The sequence below is a fragment of the Arthrobacter sp. zg-Y919 genome (assembly GCF_030142045.1).
Taxonomy (GTDB): Bacteria; Actinomycetota; Actinomycetes; order Actinomycetales; family Micrococcaceae; genus Arthrobacter_B.
In genome coordinates this window covers 2,453,200-2,473,009 of the sequence record NZ_CP126242.1, presented here as the reverse complement: position 1 = coordinate 2,473,009, position 19,810 = coordinate 2,453,200, and the positions used below count along the sequence as shown (strand labels likewise).

The following is a 19,810-nucleotide window of genomic DNA, read 5'->3' as shown; positions in this document are numbered from 1 at the left end:
CTCCCTGACCGTCCGGAAGCCGGTGTGCCGAAGCTCACCGCCCCCGGCCATGCACCGGAGACCGCGATGCCGTACACTGGAACACATCCCCCACTCCGGTATTCCCTTATTTTCCTGCGGTTCATTCGAGATATTCACCGAAACCCGTACGGTACGTTGTGTTGGGGCCCGCATTTCTTATGCGGGCAGATTCATCTTTTGGGGAGCGCCGGCAAAGAAATCGTCACACCGGTCGTAGACACAATCCAGTGAAATCGGCCCACAGCTGTGACGGAAAGTCCTGCCTGGGATTGCAACAGCGCCGGACTTACGTCCTGCAGCCTCATGGTTGCCTGCTCCCCGATTGAATGAGGATTACCTCTTGTCTGAAGCTCCGCTGGAAAACAGCACCGTCGAAAACGCCGCTCCCGAACCCGAAGAGAACACAGTGCTGTTCAGTGACTTCGGACTGGACGAGCGCGTCCTGGCAGCCCTCAAGGATGTCGGCTATGTGACGCCGTCCCCCATCCAGGCAGCCACCATCCCCCTGCTGCTCGAAGGCCGCGACGTCGTCGGCCTGGCCCAGACGGGTACCGGCAAGACTGCCGCATTCGCCGTCCCGGCCCTGTCCCTGCTCGCCGGACGCCCGGCAACCAAGGACACCCAGGTGCTGGTACTGGCACCCACCCGTGAACTGGCCCTGCAGTCCGCAGAAGCCTTCACGTCCTACGCCGTCCACATGGATGGCATCACCGTGCTTCCCGTGTACGGCGGCTCCGCCTACGGCCCCCAGCTCAACGGCCTCCGCCGCGGCGCCCAGGTTGTTGTGGGCACCCCCGGCCGTGTGATTGACCACATCGCCAAGGGTTCCCTGGACCTGTCCAACCTCGAGTACCTCGTGCTCGATGAGGCCGACGAAATGCTCCGCATGGGCTTCGCCGAAGACGTGGAGCAGATCCTTTCCTCCACTCCGGCAAGCAAGCAGGTTGCGCTGTTCTCCGCGACCATGCCGCCGGCCATCCGCAAGATTGCCAAGAAGTACCTGAACAACGCTGCGGAAATCACGGTCAAGTCCAAGACCACCACCGGTGCGAACACCCGCCAGCGCTACGTGCAGGTCATGGGCCCGCACAAGCTGGATGCTATGACCCGCATCCTGGAAACCGAAGACTTCGACGGCGTCATCGCGTTCGTCCGGACCAAGGCTGCCACCGAAGACCTGGCCGACAAGCTCAAGGACCGCGGCTACAGCGCCGCCGCCATCAACGGCGACATCCCGCAGCAGCAGCGTGAGCGTACGGTCGAGGCACTGCGCGACGGCAAGATCGACATCCTGGTTGCCACGGATGTTGCCGCCCGCGGCCTCGACGTCGAGCGCATCAGCCACGTCGTCAACTACGACATCCCGCATGACACCGAGTCCTACGTCCACCGCATCGGCCGCACCGGCCGTGCAGGACGCACCGGCGACGCCATCCTGTTCATGACCCCGCGTGAGAAGTACCTGCTGCGGGCCATTGAAAAGGCAACCCGCCAGCCGGTGGAGCACATGCAGCTGCCGAGCGTCGACGTCGTCAACGAGAAGCGCCTGGCCAAGTTCTCCGAGAAGATCACGGAAACCCTCGGTTCCGAGGACATCGCGGTGTTCCGGGACCTGGTGACCAAGTACCTGGCCGAGCACGAGGTTCCCGCCGAAGACGTTGCAGCAGCCCTGGCCGTCATGGCCCAGGGTGGCCGCGATCTGCTGCTGCGGGAAATCCCGGTGGCTCCGGCCCGTCAGCGCGAGCGTTCCGAAGGCCGCAACGACGGCGTCGGCTCCCGCGGCCCGACGCGTCCGCTGACCGAAGGCAATGCAACGTACCGCATCGCCGTCGGCCGCCGCCAGCGCGTGCTGCCCGGTTCGATTGTCGGCGCCATTGCCAACGAGGGCGGCCTGTCCTCCGCGCAGATCGGCGGCATCGACATCCGTGCCGACCACACCTTGGTTGAACTGCCTGCTGACCTTTCCAAGGACCAGCTGCGCGCCCTGTCCCGCACCCGGATCGGCGGCGAGCTGATCCACCTCGAGCTGGATAAGGGACGCAAGCCGGCCCGCGAGCGTGAAGGCGGCGGCAGCTTCAACGACCGCGCCGACCGCGGCGGCTTCAAGAAGGATTTCAAGAAGCGCGACGGCGAGCGTTCCTTCGGAGACCGCGGCAGCGACCGCCCGTTCAAGAAGCGTGAAGGCGGCTTCCGCGACAGTGCCGCTGCCGGCGCCCGCAAGCCCCGCTTCCGCGACTAGGAAGCAGCGGCGCCGGTAAACCCGGCGCCGCATGCATGGCCGCACAAACAAGGCCGCACAGCAGAAAGGGCGCCTCCCGGTTGGGAGGCGCCCTTTCTGCTGTGCTCTTGTCCTGCTGCGTGGCTACTGCTGCAGCGGCGCCGGCTGTCCTGCGCCGCCCGCGCGCCGGCTCTCGAGGCGCATTTCCAGGTCATTCATGACAATCGCGGCCAGGTCCTGCAGGGTGGCAGTGTCCTCGGAGGAGAAGGCGCGTGGTTCCGTATCCAGGATGCAGAACGTGCCGAGGTTATATCCGTCGCTGGTCTGCAGCGGAACACCGGCATAAAACTGAAGGCCGAAGTCTCCGGCCACCAGTGGGTTAGCCAGCGTCCGCGGATCCCGGCGGGCATCGTCCACAACGTACACATCGTCCTGCAGGATGGCGGAGGCACACAGGCCCGGGTCGCGGCCGATCTCGACGGCTTCGGTGCCGTGATGTGACTTGAACCAGATCCGGTCGGCGTCCACCACGCTGACGATAGCGACGGGGACATCGAAGATGCGGGATGCCAGTGCAGTGACCCGGTCGAAGGCGCCGTCCGGGGGAGTGTCCAGCAAGTCGTAGCGGCGGACCGCGTCCATCCGCCGTGCCTCGTTAGCGGGGATGATTTCCGGATCCACCCGGTGCCTGCCGCGTGCAGCGACAATCATGTCGTACAGGACCTGGGAGACGTCGTGGGCGCTGGGGCGCTCTGCGGGGTCCTGGGCGGTCATGGCCCGCAGCAGGGGTTCCCAGTCTCCGCCCAGCTCTGCGGGGATCTCAGGGTCCCGGAGAAGGCGTGCGAGGGCGCTTTCCAGCGCGGGTCCCGGGAAGGCATGCTTGCCGGTGAGGCACTGAAGCAGCACAAGGCCCAGGGAGTAGACATCACTCCAGGGTCCGGCTTGTTCGCCGCGGGCCTGTTCCGGGCTCATGAACGCTGCGGTACCGGAGAACGTGCCGTGCTGCGACTGTGGATCATTGGCGACCAGTGCGACGCCGAAGTCGGTGAGCTTGGCCCGGATCCGGGCATCGGCGCTCCTGTAGTCGAACAGCATGATGTTGGCGGGCTTGACGTCCCGGTGCACGACGCCGTTGTCGTGGATGTATTCCAGACCGATGGCGAGGTCGTAACCAAGAAGCGCGGCCTGCCGGCGGGGCAGCGTGCCCTCTTTCAGCCGTTCGCGGAGGTCCAGGCCGTCAACAAGTTCCATGACCAGATAGATCAGCGGCGATTCGGGATCGGAAGTGTCCGACCCGGCGTCGAGCAGGGTGACGAGGCTGTGGTGGTTCAGGCGCGCGAGGATTTTGGCCTCGGCGTCGCTGCGCCGCAGGTCCGTCTCGCTGGTGGCTGACGGGCGGATAATCTTCACCGCGACGTCGCGGCCGAGGAACTCATCCATGGCCCGGTGGACGGTGCCCATGGCACCTGCCCCAATCTGATTCAGGAGCCGGTATCTTCCACCCAGGAAGAGGCCATCTGAAACGTGGTTTGGCACTATGCTCACGTGCCCTCGCTTTCTCGTAGCATAAGCATACTGATAAAGCCGGCGGAATGGTGACATTTCCGCAGCAGCCAACGGCGCGTCCGGGTGGTCGGGAGTGTCGCTCATCACCTTTGCGGGGGATAGGCCATTTCGATTTCATCTTCCCGAAAACTGCTGGTAGAGTTTTATGTCGTTGCCCCGATAGCTCAGTGGTAGAGCGCCATCTTGGTAAGATGGAGGTCCCGGGATCGATTCCCGGTCGGGGCTCTCAATGGGAGGGCCCGCGTTGCTTAGGCTGTATGTTCTGCAGAGGCCGATGTAGGGCGGGCTTCACTCATTTATGGCGGTGTAGCTCAGTTGGTTAGAGCGCACGACTCATAATCGTGAGGTCGGGAGATCGAGCCTCCCCACCGCTACAAACAACCCCCGGTTTTCCGGGGGTTTTTTGTTGCCCGGATTCTCCCGGGGCGGAGGGTTTCCAGCGGCCAGACCGCCCACCGTCGGGCGTCCGCCGGCGCTGCCGGTCCACTTCCGGGACTGCAGGTGTTTCCCGCAAGCCACCATAAGGTTGCTTATCAACACCGTTTCTTCATAGTGTGGGGAGTCCGGGACCGCAGGGTTTGCGGCACCAGGCACCAACACCGTAGAAGCATCGCTGCGGCCCGCAGGTATTCGGGCCGCAGCTGAAACGAACGGAGTCACCATGGCAGAGCACGATATTTCCGGCAAGAAGGTCGCTTTTCTCCTCACCGACGGCGTGGAGCAGATTGAGCTGACCAGCCCCTGGGAAGCAGTTAAGAATGCCGGCGGCGAGCCGGTCCTCGTGTCCCCGAAAAAGGGCACTGTCCAGGGATTCGACGGCATGGACAAGGGGGAGACGTTCACCGTTGACCTCGACGTAGCCGACGCCAACGCAAGCGACTTCGACGCGCTGGTCCTGCCCGGCGGCGTCGTGAACGCAGACTTCCTCCGGGTGGACAAGAACGCCCAGCAGTTTGCCCGTGCCTTCTTCGAGGCACACAAGCCCGTGGCTTCCATCTGCCACGGCCCCTGGCTGCTGATCGAGGCCGGCGTCGTCAAGGGACGCGACCTGACGTCCTACCACACGCTGGCCACGGACCTGAAGAACGCCGGAGCCAACTGGACGGACGAGGAAGTGGTGGTGGACCAGGGGTTCGTGACCAGCCGCAACCCGGACGATCTGCCGGCCTTCAATGACAAGCTCGTCGAAGAAATCGCCGAAGGAGAACACGCGGGCCAGCACGCCTGACGCCTCCCAAAGCACCACCAAAGGGTGGGGTAACGTGAAAACGTTGCCCCGCCCTTTGGCGTTAACCGGAGGTTCAAACCTTGCCCGCAGCCGGGAGTACACCCACGAATGCCGACGCCGGCAGGTTCCTGTGTTCAGGGACCTCCTGGGACGCCTCGGGCCCAAACCTCAGCCTGCACCTCCCGGACGGACGGCCTTCTCGGCTGCGGCTCGAACCGGGTACCGAACTCCGGTTCCGGGTCCTTCCGGACACCGGCGGAAACACTAAATTCTGCCTCGGCTCGTGGCAGGTGAACGACGACGGCGTGCAGTCCCATACGCCCTGTCCCGGACAGGCTCCTGCCGAACGCGGATACCAGTGCAGCAGCTGTTTCATCCGCGACGAGGTCCGGGGAATCCATAACAGCCACCGTATGGACAGCATCCCCGACGCGCTGCGGCGCTACCTGGGCCAGCCGCACTGGCTGTACGTGGCCACGTTCGCCGACGGATCCACCAAGGTCGGCACCGCCGCGGACGGGCGCAAACAGCTCCGGTTGATCGAGCAGGGTGCCGTCAGCGCACGCTACGTTGCCCGTGCCGGGGACGGACTGACGGTACGGGTGCTCGAAGACGCCGTCACGGCCGTCGTCGGGCTCCAGCAGGCAGTCCGGGCAGGAACCAAGACATCCGCGCTGACCCGGCCGTTGCCCGCCGGGGAACTGGACGCCCGCAATGCCGAGGCTGCCGGTGCAGTGCGGGCCATGCTGCCGGATGTGGGGATCACCGGCTTCCGGATAGCCGATGAGGCCTGGCACCCGCCGGCCCAGTTCGCCACCGTCCTGGAAACAGCGTGTGAACTGTATCCGTGCGACCCCGGCACAGGCGAGCACGGCATGGTCATTGAGGCGGTGCTGGGCGCCACCGCACTGGTGCGGGTGGACGGCGAGGAAACGCTGTTCGCAGCGGACCTTTCCCGGCTGAAGGGCAGAAGGCTGGAGTTCGGTCCCTTCCGGACCGCGGTCCCGGCACTGCAGGCCGCGTTGTTCTAGCCCGGACCCGCACCGCAGGACGGTTCGGGGCGGCCCCGGCCGCCCCTGTATTCTGAAGACATGCTAAATACCCCCTGGGAAACCGGCTCGCCCCTGTACCGGAAACTTGTCGTGAGCGCCCTGGCGATCAGCGGCGCCGGGGTGCTGCTGGTGCTTCTGGGCGCAGTCCTGGACAACCAGGTCCTGATGTACATCGCCCTGCCCCTGATCGTGGTGGGCCTGAGCACGCACCTGAGCGGTATGGTGGTCCGCGCCAGGGACACCCGGCGCCGCATCAAGGGCATGGAGGGCAACAAGTGAGCATTAACCCCGAACTCCTGGGACGTACCTATCCGGCAGGGGAGGCATACTCCGTGGGCCGTGAAAAGATCCGCGAATTCGCCACTGCAGTGAAGGCCACCAACCCGGCCCACTTCGACGTCGCCCACGCCCGGGAACTGGGGTACGCGGACCTCGTGGCGCCGCCCACCTTCGCCATTATCGTGGCCCAGCGGGCCGACGCGCTGCTGGTCGCCGATCCCGACGCCGGCATCGACTTCTCCCGGGTGGTCCACGCCGACCAGCGCTTCACCCACCACCGTCCCATCGTGGCCGGAGACGAACTCGTCGCTGAGCTGCACGTGGACGCTGTCCGGGCCATGGGCGACGGCGCCCTGATCACCACCCGCGCGGAAATCTCCACCACGGAAGGCGAGCAGGTCGCCACCACCCTTTCATCCATCCTCGTCCGCGGAGAGGGGCAGTAGCCGCCATGTCCATTGCATTGAGTGAGCTGTCCAAGGGCGCTGAGATCGGTTCGGCGGCGCTGGAAATCTCCCGCGCCGACCTGGTCCGCTACGCCGGGGCCTCCGGCGACTTCAACCCCATCCACTGGAACGAGCGCTTCGCCCGCGACGTGGAACTGCCCGGCGTCATTGCACACGGCATGTTCACCATGGGCACGGCCGTCCAGCTGGTGAGCGACTGGATCGGGGACCCCGGAGCAGTGATCGACTACCAGACGCGCTTCACCCGGCCCGTCCTGGTGGAGGACGTCGACGGCGCCCCCGGTGCGGTCGTGGAGGTCACCGGCGTGATCGGTGCCCTTGACGCGGACAATTCGACCGCACGCGTTGACCTCACGGTGACATTCAACGGCCAGAAAGTGCTGGTCAAGGCGCAGGCAGTGGTGCGGGTCTGGTGACAGCTTTGACCCGGATGCCGCTGGCGTCCCTGACCACCGCACGCGTGGGCGGCCCCGCCCGCCGCTACCTCGAAGCGGAAACCGAAGACGAACTGATCATTGCCGTCCGTGCCGCGGATGAGGCAGGAGAGCCCCTGCTGATCATCGGCGGCGGCTCAAACCTGTTGATCTCCGACGAAGGGTTCGACGGCGCCGTCATCCACGTTGCGAGCCGAGGTCTGGACCTCCGGGAGACCGGGGACGGAACCGCCGTCCTGCGCGCCGAGGCCGGGCATCCATGGGACGAACTGGTCGCCCACACCCTGGCGGAAGGGTATTCCGGGCTGGAGGCACTCTCCGGCATTCCCGGGCTGGCGGGTGCGACGCCGGTGCAGAACGTGGGTGCCTACGGCGCCGACGTGTCCCAGTCCATCACCTCCGTGCGGGCCTGGGACCGCCGGGAACGCACGGTGGTGGAATTCTCCACTGCAGAGCTGGGATTCGGATACCGGGACTCGGTGCTCAAGCGCAGCACGGTCAACGGCTCGCCCCGGTATGTAGTGCTGACCGTCGAGTTTGCCCTCTCCAAGGGCTCCACCAGCGCTCCGGTCCGTTACGCCGAGCTTGCCGGCGCCCTGGGCGTGGACATCGGCGAACGTGCCGGCGCCGTGGACGTGCGCCGCGAGGTGCTGCGGCTGCGGGCGGGCAAGGGCATGGTCCTGGATGCATCGGACCCGGATACGTACAGCACCGGCTCGTTCTTCACGAACCCCATTGTTGATGAGGCAACGGCAGCCGCATTGCCCCCCGATGCACCCCGCTACCCGGTCGCGGAGCCGGGCAAGGTGAAACTCAGCGCCGCCTGGCTCATCAGCCACGCCGGTTTCCGGAAGGGATTCGGCCTGGCACCCGAGGATGGCACCGGGGGGCGGGCGGCGCTGTCCACCAAGCACACCCTCGCCGTCACCAACCGCGGGGACGCCACCGCCGAAGACCTGCTGGTGGTTGCCCGTGCAGTGGCCTCCGGCGTGGAGAAGGCCTTCGGTATCCGGCTCCACCCCGAGCCCCTCCTGGTGAACTGCACGCTGTAACGATGTAGCCGACGCCGGCGGACCAGCGCTACGAAGCCGGGGCTGCGTCCCCTGCCTCCCACGGTGGATGTGGGGGAGCGTTCGCAGGTCCTTTCCGTGCAGGTCCCTTCCGTGCCTGTGCTGCGGCTGCCCGCGCACTCCGGATAGCGGGGCTGTCCCGGCGCGCGTCCAGCAGGGCGCTGTTGCACAGCCACTGGATGAGCCGCGGCGTCAGGGCTACCTGGGTGCGCCGGTCCTGCAGGTCCGGCAGCAGCCACTCCGGCTCGAGGAAACCACTGAGCGCGTAGGCGAGCTCGTGTGCCCCGAACAGCCGGGCAAAGGCTGCCTCCGGTTCCAGCGACCGTTCAAGCGCCAGCAGTGCTGTGTCCTCCTCGCCTAGGATGCGCGGGCCCTCGGCCTCGAGGTACTGCCGCAGCTGCAGGGCTACGCGGAGGTAGCGTGCCCGGGTGGGCACCTGCTTGCCGGCACAGCTGAAGGCGAAGAAGGTGTTAAGGATCGAATCCACGCTTTGCTGCTCCATGCGCACACCTTGCCATCCGGCACTGACAGTTTTGTCGGACGGAGGTTGAGAGCTCACTTTTAACGCAGTCCGGGTCCGCTCCAGCGGAGCGGACCCGGAGCGGACCCGGGACGGGAACCGAAATCAGAGGTTGCCGGTGGCGATCCGCAGCATCCGGCGCAGCGGTTCGGCGGCGCCCCAGAGCAGCTGGTCGCCGATGGTGAAGGCGCTGATGTACTCCGGGCCCATTTCCAGTTTGCGGATGCGTCCCACCGGGATGTCCAGCGTGCCGGTGACCGCCACCGGGGTCAGCCCCGCCATGGTTGCTTCCTTGGTGTTGGGCACCACCTTGGACCACTCGTTGTCCGCGTCGATGATCTTCTCGATTTCGGCCACGGAGAGGTCTTCGGTCAACTTCAGGGTCAGGGCCTGCGAGTGGGAACGCATGGCACCGATCCGGACACAGAGGCCGTCGAACGGTATCCGGCCGGAGTCGCCGCGGCCCAGGATCTTATTGGTCTCCGCACCGCCCTTCCACTCTTCCTTCGACATGCCGTTGCCCAGATCCGCATCGATCCATGGGATGACGGATCCTGCCAGGGGCACCCCGAACTGGGAGGAGTCCATGGACGGGTTCCGCTGCTGCGCCAGGACGGCGCGGTCAATTTCGAGGATGGCCGACGCCGGATCGGCCAGGTTGGGTGCCACGGCGGCGTTCAACGCACCGAACTGGTTGAGCAGCTCGCGCATGTGCCGGGCTCCGCCGCCGGAGGCTGCCTGGTAGGTCATGGAGGTGCCCCACTCGACCAGGCCGTTGCGGAACAGCCCGCCGAGCCCCATCAGCATGCAGGACACGGTGCAGTTGCCACCGACAAAGTTCTTCACGCCGCGGGCCAGGCCGGCGTCGATCACGTCGCGGTTCACCGGGTCCAACACGATGATCGCGTCGTCCTCCATGCGCAGCGTGGAAGCGGCGTCGATCCAGATGCCGTCCCAGCCGGCCCCGCGCAGCTTGGGGAAGACTTCCGCCGTGTAGTCCCCGCCCTGGGCGGTGACGATGATCGGCAGCTTGGCCAGCGCATCGACGTCGTACGCATCCTGCAGCGGTCCCGCCCCCGCAGCGAAGGAGGGCGCGGCGCCGCCGGCGTTGGAGGTCGAGAAGAACACGGGGTTGATCAGGTCAAAGTCGCCTTCGTCCTGCATGCGCTGCATCAGGACGGAACCAACCATGCCGCGCCAGCCGATGAAGCCTGCAGTGGGAACACCCGCAGAAGAAATGGAGGAAGAAGTCATGGCTTCCACTTTAGGCCAGCGGTGCGCCTGCGTCGTGGTTGTTTCCGTCACCGTCGTCCAGATCACGGTCGCGGGTCCACAGGGCGATCCGGTACTGGGTTCCGTTGGCTGCGGTGTACCAGCCTGCGGCGGGGCTCACACCGGCAAACGTCCAGTCCGTGCCCAGCAGCGGAGCGAAGGTGTCGCCCTGGGTTTCAGTGTTGATGACGGTCACTACCGCTGCATGGGCTAAGGAGACTGCCGCTTCATACAGCTGGGCGCCGCCGATGATCCAGGTTTCCCCGCTGGCGGGGCTGGTGCCCGCCACGGCCAGGGCCTCCGTCAGCGAGCCAACGACGACGGCGCCGGCCTCCGCTGCATCGCCGCGCAGCTGGGCGCTGGAGGACACAATGATGTTCGTCCGGCCGGGGAGCGGACGGTATGCAGCCGGGAAGGACTCCCAGGTGCGGCGGCCCATGATGACCGGGTGTCCCGACGTAGTTGCCTTGAAATGCGCCATGTCTTCGGGCAGGTGCCACGGCATGCCGCCGTCGCGTCCGATTACGCCGTCAACGGTCTGCGCCCACACCATGCCGATGAAGGGTTCACCGGCGGGCACCGTGCCGCGTTCCCGGAGCACCTGGTGCAGGTCCGCACCCTCACCGGTTCCTGCGCCTGCCGGAAAGTAGCGGGTTACTCCGGGCGGAGCAGTAACGGGTGTTTCGGGACGGGAGTCGGTCATTGTGGTCCTCTCACACAGCGATAGGAGCTTTGATACCGGGGTGGTGCCGGTAATCGAGGACCTCGAAGTCCTCCAGGGTGTAATCGAAAATGCTGTCCGGAGTGCGGCGGATGCGCAGCTTCGGGTACGGGTAGGGCTCCCGGCTGAGCTGCTCGCGGACCTGGTCCACATGGTTGTCGTAGATGTGGACGTCGCCGCCGCTCCAGACGAATTCGCCCGGTTCCAGCCCCGTCTGCTGGGCCACCATGAGGGTGAGGAGCGCGTAGGACGCAATGTTGAACGGGACCCCGAGGAAGGTGTCCGCCGACCGCTGGTACAGCTGGCAGGACAGCTTCCCGTCCGCCACGTAGAACTGGAACAGGGCGTGGCACGGCGGCAGGGCCATGTTTTCCACCTCGGCGGGGTTCCAGGCCGTCACGATGTGGCGGCGGGAATCCGGGTTCTTCCGGATACCTTCCACCAGCTTTTCAATCTGGTCGATGTGTCCGCCGTCGGGGGTGGGCCAGGAGCGCCACTGGACGCCGTAGACGGGACCTAGCTCGCCGTCTTCGTCCGCCCATTCGTCCCAGATGCTCACGCCCTGCTCCTGCAGCCAGCGGACGTTGGAGTCACCGCGCAGGAACCAGAGCAGTTCGAGGGCGACGGACTTGAAATGCACCCGCTTGGTGGTGATCAGCGGAAAGGACTCGCTCAGGTCAAAGCGCATCTGGCGGCCGAACACGCTGCGCGTGCCGGTTCCGGTGCGGTCCGACTTCTGCGTGCCGTTGGCCATGACGTCGCGCAGCAGGTCTTCATACGGGGTAGGAATGCTCACGGGGCCAGTCTAGTTCAGGTCGGCCCGGCGGCAGCGGCACTGCGACGCGGGCCACACCGGCCGGCAGGGCGCCGGGGCGGCGCCGCTGGACTGGGGTCAGTCTGGAGTCAGTCGTCGAAGGCCCGGTATTTTTCCAGTGACACGATCCGGCCAATATCTGCGCTGCTGACCTGGCAGATGATCGATTCGCCGGGAGCCAGGTACGGATCCTTGGCGGGCAGCCCGGCGGCCATCTCCGCGGGCATATGGCCGGCCAGCACGTCGAAGACCAAGGGCAGCACCGGACGGTGCGTGCACACCGCAACCGGCTTTGCCTTGTCGAACAGGCCCTCCACAGTGTTGCGGGCCTTGGCGGGCTTGCGCTTGGCACTGTGCTCGGTAAGCGCGTCCACGGTCTTGAACTTCGCGCCTTCGCCCTTCACATAGGGCCGTACGGTCTGCACGCAGCGCACCCAGGGACTGGAGACCACCCGTTTGGGCCGCCACGCCACCAGCAGCCGGGACACGGCCATCGCCTGCCGCAGCCCCGTGGCCACCAACGGCCGTTCGCCCTCGGCCCGCGTCCACGCGGAACGGGGCTTCGCTTTGGCATGCCGCACAATGATCAGCGGCCAAGTCCGCAGCCGCTGTTCGCTGTGGGCCAGGACCAGTTCCTCGAGCGGAAGTTTGTCCGTGGGATTGGTGAGTGCCTCAGCGGCTTCCTCCGGGCTGCACCAGCGCGTCCCGTCCACTTCCTTGCCGTCCGGCCGGGGCTTGTCAGAGTCCACCCGGGACGCCCAGTAATGGACCATCTTGAGGCCCGATGCCACCGGGTAGACCGTTGACGGCAGCGGAATGCCCAGGCTGATCCGGATGCCCACTTCCTCCCGGACTTCACGCACCGCGCACTCCGGCGTGGTTTCGCCTTCGTCGAGCTTGCCCTTGGGCCAGGACCAGTCGTCGTAGCGGGGGCGGTGGATTATCAGGACCTGCAGCTTGCCGTCGCGTTCCCGCCAGCACAACGCCCCTGCAGCGACTACCTTGACGGGGGCGTCCTCCTGCGGCGCTGCGGCGGCAGCCTGGATTGCCTCCATCAGCGGCGGGACACCGAGCGCTGGCGGGAACGGGAGGCCAGCAGCCAGGACTGGACGTCCTGCAGCGGGTTGCCTTCCTCATCCTTGTGGTGGCGGATCCAGGTGCCTTCCGGGTCCAGGTGCCAGCTGGCCGTGCCCGGATCCATGTACCGGTCCATCAAAGCCACCAGATCGGCAATGTCGTCCCGGGAGACCAGCTGCACCAGGGCTTCGACCCTCCGGTCCAGGTTCCGGTGCATCATGTCGGCCGACCCGATGAAGACCACCGGGTCCCCGCCATTGGCAAAGGCGAAGACGCGGGAGTGTTCCAGGAAACGGCCCAGTACCGAGCGTACGGTGATGTTCTCGCTGAGGCCGGGCACGCCGGGACGCACGGAGCAGATGCCGCGCACGATCACGTCCACCTGCACCCCGGCCTGGGAGGCACGGTACAGCGAGTCAATGATTGCCTCATCCACCATCGAGTTGACCTTGATGATCACCCGGGCGTTCAAGCCGGCCTTCTTGTTGGCGATCTCCCGTTCAATCCGGTCAATCAGCCCGGACCGGACGGAACGGGGCGCCACGAGCAGGCGCTTGAACGTGGACTTCGGCGCGTACCCGGACAGCTGGTTGAAGAGCTTCGTGAGGTCTTCACCCACCTGTTCATTGGCCGTCAGCAGGCCCAGGTCCTCGTAGTAGCGGGCAGTACGCGGATGGTAGTTGCCGGTGCCGATGTGGCAGTAGCGGCGCAGGCCGTCCACTTCCTGCCGGACCACCAGGGACAGCTTGCAGTGCGTCTTCAGGCCCACAATGCCGTAGACCACGTGCACGCCGGCCTGCTCGAGCTTGCGCGCCCAGGAGATATTCGCCTGCTCATCGAACCGGGCCTTGATTTCCACCAGGGCCAGGACCTGCTTGCCTGCCTCGGCCGCATCGATCAGTGCGTCCACGATGGGGGAGTCGCCGGAGGTGCGGTACAGGGTCTGCTTGATGGCCTGTACGCGCGGGTCGGCGGCAGCCTGCTCCAGGAATGCCTGCGTGGACGTGGAGAAGGAATCGTACGGGTGGTGCAGCAGGATGTCCCGGCGCCGCATGGCGGCGAACACGTTCGCCGGCTTGGACGTCTCGGATTCCTTCAGGTGCCGGTTCGTGTGCGGCACCTGCTTGGGGTAGTGCAGGTCCGGCCGGTCGATCCTGCTGATGCCGGAGAGGCCGCGCAGGTCCAGCGGTGCGGGCAGGACGTAGACCTCGTCCGATTCCACCCCGAGTTCGCGTTCGAGGAGCTCCCGGATGTTCGGGTTCATTTCCGGGGTGACCTCGAGCCTGACGGGCGGTCCGAACCGGCGGCGCAGCAGCTCCTTTTCCAGGGCCTGCAGGAGGTTCTCGGCGTCGTCCTCCTCCACCTCGAGGTCTTCGTTACGGGTGACGCGGAAGGTGTAATGCTCAATGACATCCATGCCGGGGAAGAGCTGGTCCAGGTGCTGGGCAATCACGTCTTCGAGCGTAATGAACCGTGCGGTGCGGCCGGCGACGTTGCCGGCGCGGGGACCGTCCACGGAAATCAGCCGGGGGAGCTGGTCCGGAACCTTGACGCGGGCAAAGAATTCCTTACCGCTGACCGGGTTCCGCACCACGACGGCGAGGTTGAGGGAAAGCCCGGAAATGTAGGGGAAGGGGTGGGCCGGGTCCACGGCCAGGGGAGTCAGGATGGGGAAGACCTTCGCCGCGAACTGCTTGTGCAGGCTTGCCTTGGCGGCATCGTCGAGCTCGTCCCAGCTGACCAGGTAAATCTGCTCTTCCGCCAGGGCGGGCCGGATCTGGCGGGCGAAGACGTCCGCATGGCGCTGCTGCAGCTGGTAGCCGGCGGCAACGATTTCTTCGAGTTGCTCGATCGGGCTCATGCCCGCGGCGGAGGGCACCGCCAGTCCGGTGGCGATGCGGCGCTTGAGTCCGGCAACCCGGACCATAAAGAACTCATCGAGGTTGGAAGCGAAGATGGACAGGAAGCTCACCCGCTCCAGCAGGTACAGCTCCGGGTCTTCAGCAAGCTCCAGGACCCTGGCATTGAAGTGCAGCCAGCTGATCTCCCGGTCCAGGAACCGTTCCGGGGAAATGTCTCCGCTGGGAACCAACGCCGGACCGAAGTCCGGGATGTCGATGCGGTCCTGCGTGGCCCGAGGCGCCGACATGGCCTCCGCAGACCCAAAGGTCGACCGGGGCTCGGCGTCGGTATCGAAACTCATAGTGTCTCCTGAGGTGCTGGCGGCGGATCAGGGCAGGCGGTACGGGCGGGCCGCCTGGCCCTGCAAACAACATTACAAGCTGCGTACCCTATGCGGGTGCGTACATCACGTCCTGGTCCCAGCGGACGAACCCGAGCCTGCGGTACAGGGCGACGGCGGCGGAATTATCCGCGTCGACGTACAGCATCACCGCGTCAAGACCGGCGCCATGAAGGTGCTCGATGCCGGCGACGGTCAGGGCCTTGCCCAGCCCCTTGCCCTGCGCTTCAGGGCTGACACCCACCACGTAGACCTCGCCGATGCCGGGATGGCCACCGGTGCCGGGGTGGACCTTGGTCCAGTGGAACCCGAGGATCTTCCCCTCTTCATCCACGGCCAGGAGGAAGCCGGCCGGATCAAACCAGTCCTCGGCCATGCGGGCCTGCAGGTCGGAAAGGCTCATGGAGCCCTGTTCCGGGTGGTGGGCGAAAGCGGCGGCATTGACGTCCAGCCAGGCACGCTCGTCACGGCCGGGTTCAAAGGCGCGCAGCGACACGCCGGCGGGGAACTGTGCTTCGGGGAGGGAGGCATTGGACCGGCTGAGGCGCATTTTCCACAGGTCACGGACCGGGCGGTAGCCAAAGCGGGAAGCCAGCTCCACGGCGGCTTCATGGTTGCCGTGCGACCAGGCGGAGGGCCTGCGGGCGCCGTCGGACGGGGACTCCCGAACCGCATCCTGGACAGCTGCGGCGAGGGCGGTGCCCACTCCCTGGCTGCGGTAGTTCGGATGCACTACCAGTTCCAGCACCCCCGGATCCTGCGGAGATGCGGAAACCACGACGGCAACGCCGGCCAGCCACTGCCCGCTGTCGGTGTCAGTGTCATTGGCATACGTGGTGAAGACGGAGAGCATGTCCGGATCAGCATCGGGGGAGCGCAGGTCCACGAGCGTCTGCTCGGACAGGGGCGGATTGCCGTCCGCATCCTGCGCAGCGGAGACCAGTTGCAGGATGTCGGCGAGGGCTGCGGGCTCCGGCGTCCCACGGGTCTCGACTACGGGCCAGGCTGTCTGCGGTTCTTCACTCATTCCGAAAGCCTAGCGCGGCTGGTGCCGCTACGCAGGGCAGGGCGCCGGAAGCAGGTCCGGCGTCAGGCGTCCTGGCCGGCGGGAGCGGTACTTTCGGCACGGGACCTGGTGAACCGGTAGCCGACGTTGCGCACTGTGCCGATGAGCGTCTCGTGGTCCGGCCCCAGCTTGGCCCGCAGCCGCCGCACGTGCACGTCCACGGTCCGGGTGCCGCCGTAGTAGTCGTAGCCCCATACTTCGTGGAGCAGCTGGTCCCGTGTGAATACCCGGCCCGGATGCTGGGCCAGGTATTTAAGCAGTTCGAATTCCTTATAGGTCAGATTCAGTGCCGTGCCGTTCACGCGGGCGGTGTAGCTGGCCTCGTCAATGACAACGCCGGAGGCCCTGATCTCGGTGGACGGAGCCTCCGCCGCGCCGGCGCCCCGGGCAGATGCCAGGCGCAGGCGTGCTTCCAGCTCGGCGGGGCCGGCGGAATCCAGGATGACGTCATCAGCCAGCCAGTTGGGGGCGACGGCGGCCATGCCGCCCTCGGTCAGGATGAGCAGGAGCGGGGTGTCCAGTCCGGTGGCCTTCAGCAGCTGGGTCAGGGAGCGGGCACCAACGAGGTCCTTGCGGGCATCCACCAGGATGACGTCACTGGGGTCGGTATCCAGCAGGGCAGTGGGCTCCGCTGGAACCACATGGACCTTGTGGTTCAGGAGCTCCAAGGCCGGCAGGACGTTAATAGAAGAACCGGAACTGTTGGTAAGCAGCAATATGTGCGACATAGGTCCTCCGAATGTTGGGCGCACACCATTGGGCACAATCTTCGCCGATCTGCTTGGCTTGAAGTGATCGAAAGTATACCCATCCACGTTTCAGGCCTGTCGCTTTTCTTCTGGACGCCGTAATAAGGCAGGATAACTAGGGTGAAACTTTGGAGCTTAGCGGTGCCGGCGGCGCTTGCCATTATCGGTATCGTGACCGCTTCGTACGTGTCCGTACCTGTCGTGGCCGTAATAAGCGGTGTGGCCGCCGTCCTGGGCGGCGTGTGCTGGCCGCACCTGATAGGGGTGCCCGCCCGTAAGACACAGGGCGGGGTCCTGGCACTGGTGGGCGCAGCCGCCGTGGCGGCAGCCTACTTCGCGCCCGCCGCCGCAATGCTGACCTGGCTGCCTGCAGCCGTCGCCGTCGGCGTGGGGGCCGTGTTCCTGATCCAGCTGCTCCGCGGCACCGGGCAGGCACACCGGCTCGAATCCATCGTCGGCATCATCTCCGGCGTGCTTGTCGCCGCCCTGGGCTCCGGCTGGGTGGCGGCAGACCGTTTGGCCGGCACCGACGGCGATCCCGCACTGCTGACGATGACGGGCAGTGCCGCGCTCGCAGCCGTTGCCGTGTCACTGATCCCGCTTCCGGACCGGATGGCAGCCCCCCTGGGTCTGTTCGCCGGCGGGCTGACCGCAGCGCTGGTTGCCCTGGCGTCGGCCGGCGTGCCCTGGCTGGCAGCGGCCTTCAGCGGCGTGGTGGTTGCCGCCGTCGTAATGGCCTTCCGCAGGCTGGCGCTCTCCCGGGCCGACAATTCCAATGCTGCGGGACGGCTTGCCCTGGGCCTGGCCCCGGTCCTTGTGCTGGGCTCCGTGATCTACTTCCTCGGACGGCTCCTCGTTTCCTGAGTTCACCGCCTCACCGGACTTCACCGGACTTCACCGCCTTCCAGCGGTCCGCTGCGTTGTTCCGGGTGGTTTACCCGAAATCATTTTTTGTCTGCGGGTGCCTGTCGTGATCGAATGGCGGGAAGGAAACTGTTCCTCCCGCGCGTTAGGATGTAGCCATGGTTGCTCTCGAAATTTTCTTTATTGCCCTGCTGGGTATCACCGGCCTGGCGATGGCCGGATTCGCTGCCCTGGTCATCTCCCGCCTGTACAAGGGCCAGAAGTAACCCAGGCCTAGTCATCCAGGCCGGAAACGCACCGGCCGGGAGTCAGCGGCACCGCCTCCAGTACCAGCCCCCGTCATACCGAAGGACAGGTTCCACCATGCCAATGGAGATCCCCACCGATCTGACCCCGGAACTGGTACCCCTGTCCTGGCTGCTCGGCACCTGGGAAGGTTCCGGACGGCTGGGTGAAGGCGAGGCGGACTCGGAGTACTTCACCCAGAAGGTCACGTTCACCCAGAACGGCCTGCCCTACCTGCAGTACACCGCGGAAAGCTGGCTCACCGATGAGCAGGGCACCAGGCTTCGGCCGTTGGCCGTGGAAACGGGCTTCTGGGCCCTTGACCGCCCCCTCAACGACGCCGACGGCGGTCCCGGTCTGGTCCCGGCGGACATTGTGCCGGCACTGCGCAGCGCCGACGAGGTCGAAGACCTGCGCAACGATGCCGGCGGCTTCGACATCACCGCCACGATTGTGCATCCCGGCGGCATCGCGGAGCTCTACTACGGCCAGATCAAGGGACCACAGATCCAGCTCACCACCGATCTGGTGATGCGCGGCGTGAACTCCAAGGAATACTCCGCAGCCACCCGCATCTACGGGCTGGTCAACGGTGATCTTTACTGGCGCTGGGATGTTGCCTCCGAGGGCGAAGCGCTCAAGGCCCACGCCTCCGCCATCCTGAAAAAGACCGTTTAGAGCGGAATAGGCCCGCGCCGCTAGGACGTTGCACCTGTTATGACGTATTCCAGCCCCCTGCTTTCCCGCCACGGCGCAGTTGAAGCCGGTGGACTCGACGCCGGCACGGCCTCCCACTACGGTGACCCCCTGCGTGAACAGCGTGCCCTGGCCCGCGGAACCGCCGTCGTCGACCTTTCCTTCCGGGGTGTCGTCACGGTCAGCGGGCCGGACCGGCTCAGCTGGCTGAACACCCTGTCCTCCCAGCAGGTTGCGGATCTGCAGCCCGGCGTGAGTTCCGAACTGCTGCTCCTCAGCGTGCAGGGCAGGATCGACTACGACGCCCGGATCATCGACGACGGCAGCACCGCATGGCTGCTCGTGGAGTCCGCCGAAGCGCCCGGCCTGACCGAATGGCTGAACCGGATGAAGTTTATGCTCCGGGTCGACATTGCCGACGTCACCGATCAGTGGGCTGTTGCCGGTGCCACCACCGAGGTCCCGCAGTGGGAGCAGTACCTGCGCTGGACCGACCCGTGGCCGCACATCGGGCCCGGCGGATTTGCCTACACCGCAGTGCCCGAGGACGCGCACCCCGGCCTAGAGCGGCCCTGGTTCGAGTATCTGATTCCGCGTGCCGGGTTTGCGGACGCCATCGAAGCCTCAGGACGGACCCTGGCCGGTTCCATGGCTTCCGAAGCCCTGCGCATTGCCGCGTGGCGGCCGCGGCTGGGAGCGGAAACGGATGAAAAAACCATTCCGCATGAGCTGGACCTGATCCGTACCGCCGTGCACCTGGCCAAGGGCTGCTACAAGGGCCAGGAAACCGTTGCCCGGGTGCACAACCTGGGGCACCCGCCCCGCCGCCTGGTGTTCCTGCAGCTGGACGGTTCGCAGCACACCCTGCCGGCGGCCGGGAGTCCGGTGATGCTGGGGGAGCGTCAGGTGGGAACGCTGACCTCCGTCGGTGCACACTATGAAATGGGCCCGGTGGGCCTGGCTGTGGTGAAGCGGTCCGTCGACCCGTCCGTGCAGCTGGTCGTCGTCGACGACGGCGAACCGTACGCCGCTGCCCAGGAACCGATCGTGGCGCCCGACGCCGGGGCCGTCGTGGGACGTGCCTCCGGTTTCCTGAAGACGCCGCGGCGGTAGCCTTCCAGGCCAGTTTCCTTCCAGATCAACAGCCAGAAAAACAGTACCTAGGAGCG

The 19,810-nt window shown here is 66.1% G+C and carries 19 protein-coding genes and 2 tRNA genes; 12 read left to right on the top strand and 9 right to left on the bottom strand.

Annotation, left to right across the window (positions count from 1 at the left end; all coding sequences use genetic code 11):
• The first annotated feature begins 328 nt into the window (after positions 1–328).
• Positions 329–2,260 carry a DEAD/DEAH box helicase gene (locus QNO10_RS11605; protein WP_442860233.1) on the top strand — a complete coding sequence of 644 codons (1,932 nt, stop codon included), beginning with the start codon at positions 329–331 and terminating at the stop codon, positions 2,258–2,260.
• 123 nt (positions 2,261–2,383) lie between these two features.
• Here QNO10_RS11605 and QNO10_RS11600 read toward each other — a convergent pair whose 3' ends face one another.
• Positions 2,384–3,775, bottom strand: coding sequence for a protein kinase domain-containing protein (locus QNO10_RS11600; RefSeq protein ID WP_502864970.1), 1,392 nt, complete (start codon positions 3,773–3,775; stop codon positions 2,384–2,386).
• A gap of 183 nt (positions 3,776–3,958) precedes the next feature.
• Between QNO10_RS11600 and QNO10_RS11595 the strand changes: the two genes are divergently transcribed.
• The 8 genes from QNO10_RS11595 (at position 3,959) to QNO10_RS11560 (ending at position 8,317) form a co-directional block, all read left to right on the top strand.
• Positions 3,959–4,030 (top strand) — tRNA-Thr (locus QNO10_RS11595).
• 75 nt (positions 4,031–4,105) lie between these two features.
• Positions 4,106–4,179 (top strand) — tRNA-Met (locus QNO10_RS11590).
• A 287-nt stretch (positions 4,180–4,466) separates the two neighbouring features.
• On the top strand, positions 4,467–5,033 hold the full coding sequence (locus QNO10_RS11585; RefSeq protein ID WP_229947189.1) for a type 1 glutamine amidotransferase domain-containing protein: 567 nt from the start codon (positions 4,467–4,469) through the stop codon (positions 5,031–5,033).
• Between the two features lie 290 nt (positions 5,034–5,323).
• Positions 5,324–6,064, top strand: coding sequence for a DUF2797 domain-containing protein (locus tag QNO10_RS11580; RefSeq protein WP_349665749.1), 741 nt, complete (start codon positions 5,324–5,326; stop codon positions 6,062–6,064).
• A gap of 60 nt (positions 6,065–6,124) precedes the next feature.
• The gene (locus QNO10_RS11575; protein WP_229947197.1) at positions 6,125–6,364 is read left to right on the top strand and encodes a hypothetical protein; all 240 of its coding nucleotides are present in this window, start codon (positions 6,125–6,127) and stop codon (positions 6,362–6,364) included.
• Positions 6,361–6,810, top strand: coding sequence for an FAS1-like dehydratase domain-containing protein (locus tag QNO10_RS11570; RefSeq protein WP_229947201.1), 450 nt, complete (start codon positions 6,361–6,363; stop codon positions 6,808–6,810). The genes QNO10_RS11575 and QNO10_RS11570 overlap by 4 nt, the downstream gene beginning before the upstream one ends.
• A gap of 5 nt (positions 6,811–6,815) precedes the next feature.
• Positions 6,816–7,247, top strand: a complete 432-nt coding sequence (locus QNO10_RS11565; RefSeq protein ID WP_229947205.1) for a MaoC family dehydratase — start codon at positions 6,816–6,818, stop codon at positions 7,245–7,247.
• Between the two features lie 5 nt (positions 7,248–7,252).
• Positions 7,253–8,317, top strand: coding sequence for a UDP-N-acetylmuramate dehydrogenase (locus QNO10_RS11560; protein ID WP_229947422.1), 1,065 nt, complete (start codon positions 7,253–7,255; stop codon positions 8,315–8,317).
• 28 nt (positions 8,318–8,345) lie between these two features.
• On the opposite strand, the gene QNO10_RS11555 is transcribed toward QNO10_RS11560, so the two are convergent.
• From QNO10_RS11555 to QNO10_RS11520, 8 genes are all read right to left on the bottom strand, one after another.
• A complete protein-coding gene (locus QNO10_RS11555) occupies positions 8,346–8,837 on the bottom strand; it encodes a hypothetical protein (protein WP_229947208.1) in 492 nt (163 codons plus the stop codon).
• A 123-nt stretch (positions 8,838–8,960) separates the two neighbouring features.
• Positions 8,961–10,109: an aspartate-semialdehyde dehydrogenase gene (gene asd, locus QNO10_RS11550; protein WP_269437798.1), complete on the bottom strand. Its 1,149-nt coding sequence runs from the start codon at positions 10,107–10,109 to the stop codon at positions 8,961–8,963.
• A 10-nt stretch (positions 10,110–10,119) separates the two neighbouring features.
• A complete protein-coding gene (locus QNO10_RS11545; protein WP_269437799.1) occupies positions 10,120–10,830 on the bottom strand; it encodes a dihydrofolate reductase in 711 nt (236 codons plus the stop codon).
• Positions 10,831–10,840: 10 nt separating this feature from the next.
• Entirely contained in the window at positions 10,841–11,644 is an 804-nt protein-coding gene (locus QNO10_RS11540; protein ID WP_283995863.1) for a thymidylate synthase, read from the bottom strand.
• A gap of 107 nt (positions 11,645–11,751) precedes the next feature.
• A complete protein-coding gene (locus tag QNO10_RS11535) occupies positions 11,752–12,717 on the bottom strand; it encodes an NUDIX hydrolase (RefSeq protein WP_229947210.1) in 966 nt (321 codons plus the stop codon).
• Positions 12,717–14,942, bottom strand: coding sequence for an RNA degradosome polyphosphate kinase (locus tag QNO10_RS11530; protein ID WP_229947213.1), 2,226 nt, complete (start codon positions 14,940–14,942; stop codon positions 12,717–12,719). The genes QNO10_RS11535 and QNO10_RS11530 overlap by 1 nt, the downstream gene beginning before the upstream one ends.
• Before the next feature lie 88 nt (positions 14,943–15,030).
• Positions 15,031–16,008, bottom strand: a complete 978-nt coding sequence (mshD, locus tag QNO10_RS11525) for a mycothiol synthase (RefSeq protein ID WP_229947215.1) — start codon at positions 16,006–16,008, stop codon at positions 15,031–15,033.
• A gap of 62 nt (positions 16,009–16,070) precedes the next feature.
• Complete coding sequence (locus tag QNO10_RS11520) at positions 16,071–16,775, bottom strand: winged helix-turn-helix transcriptional regulator (protein WP_229947217.1); 705 nt, start codon at positions 16,773–16,775, stop codon at positions 16,071–16,073.
• Between the two features lie 192 nt (positions 16,776–16,967).
• Between QNO10_RS11520 and QNO10_RS11515 the strand changes: the two genes are divergently transcribed.
• The 3 genes from QNO10_RS11515 (at position 16,968) to ygfZ (ending at position 19,754) form a co-directional block, all read left to right on the top strand.
• Positions 16,968–17,660, top strand: coding sequence for a hypothetical protein (locus QNO10_RS11515; protein WP_229947219.1), 693 nt, complete (start codon positions 16,968–16,970; stop codon positions 17,658–17,660).
• A gap of 363 nt (positions 17,661–18,023) precedes the next feature.
• Positions 18,024–18,623 (top strand): nitrobindin family protein, encoded by a 600-nt coding sequence (locus tag QNO10_RS11510; RefSeq protein ID WP_229947221.1) that lies wholly within the window; start codon positions 18,024–18,026, stop codon positions 18,621–18,623.
• Between the two features lie 39 nt (positions 18,624–18,662).
• The gene (ygfZ, locus tag QNO10_RS11505) at positions 18,663–19,754 is read left to right on the top strand and encodes a CAF17-like 4Fe-4S cluster assembly/insertion protein YgfZ (protein ID WP_229947222.1); all 1,092 of its coding nucleotides are present in this window, start codon (positions 18,663–18,665) and stop codon (positions 19,752–19,754) included.
• The last annotated feature ends 56 nt before the right edge of the window (positions 19,755–19,810 follow it).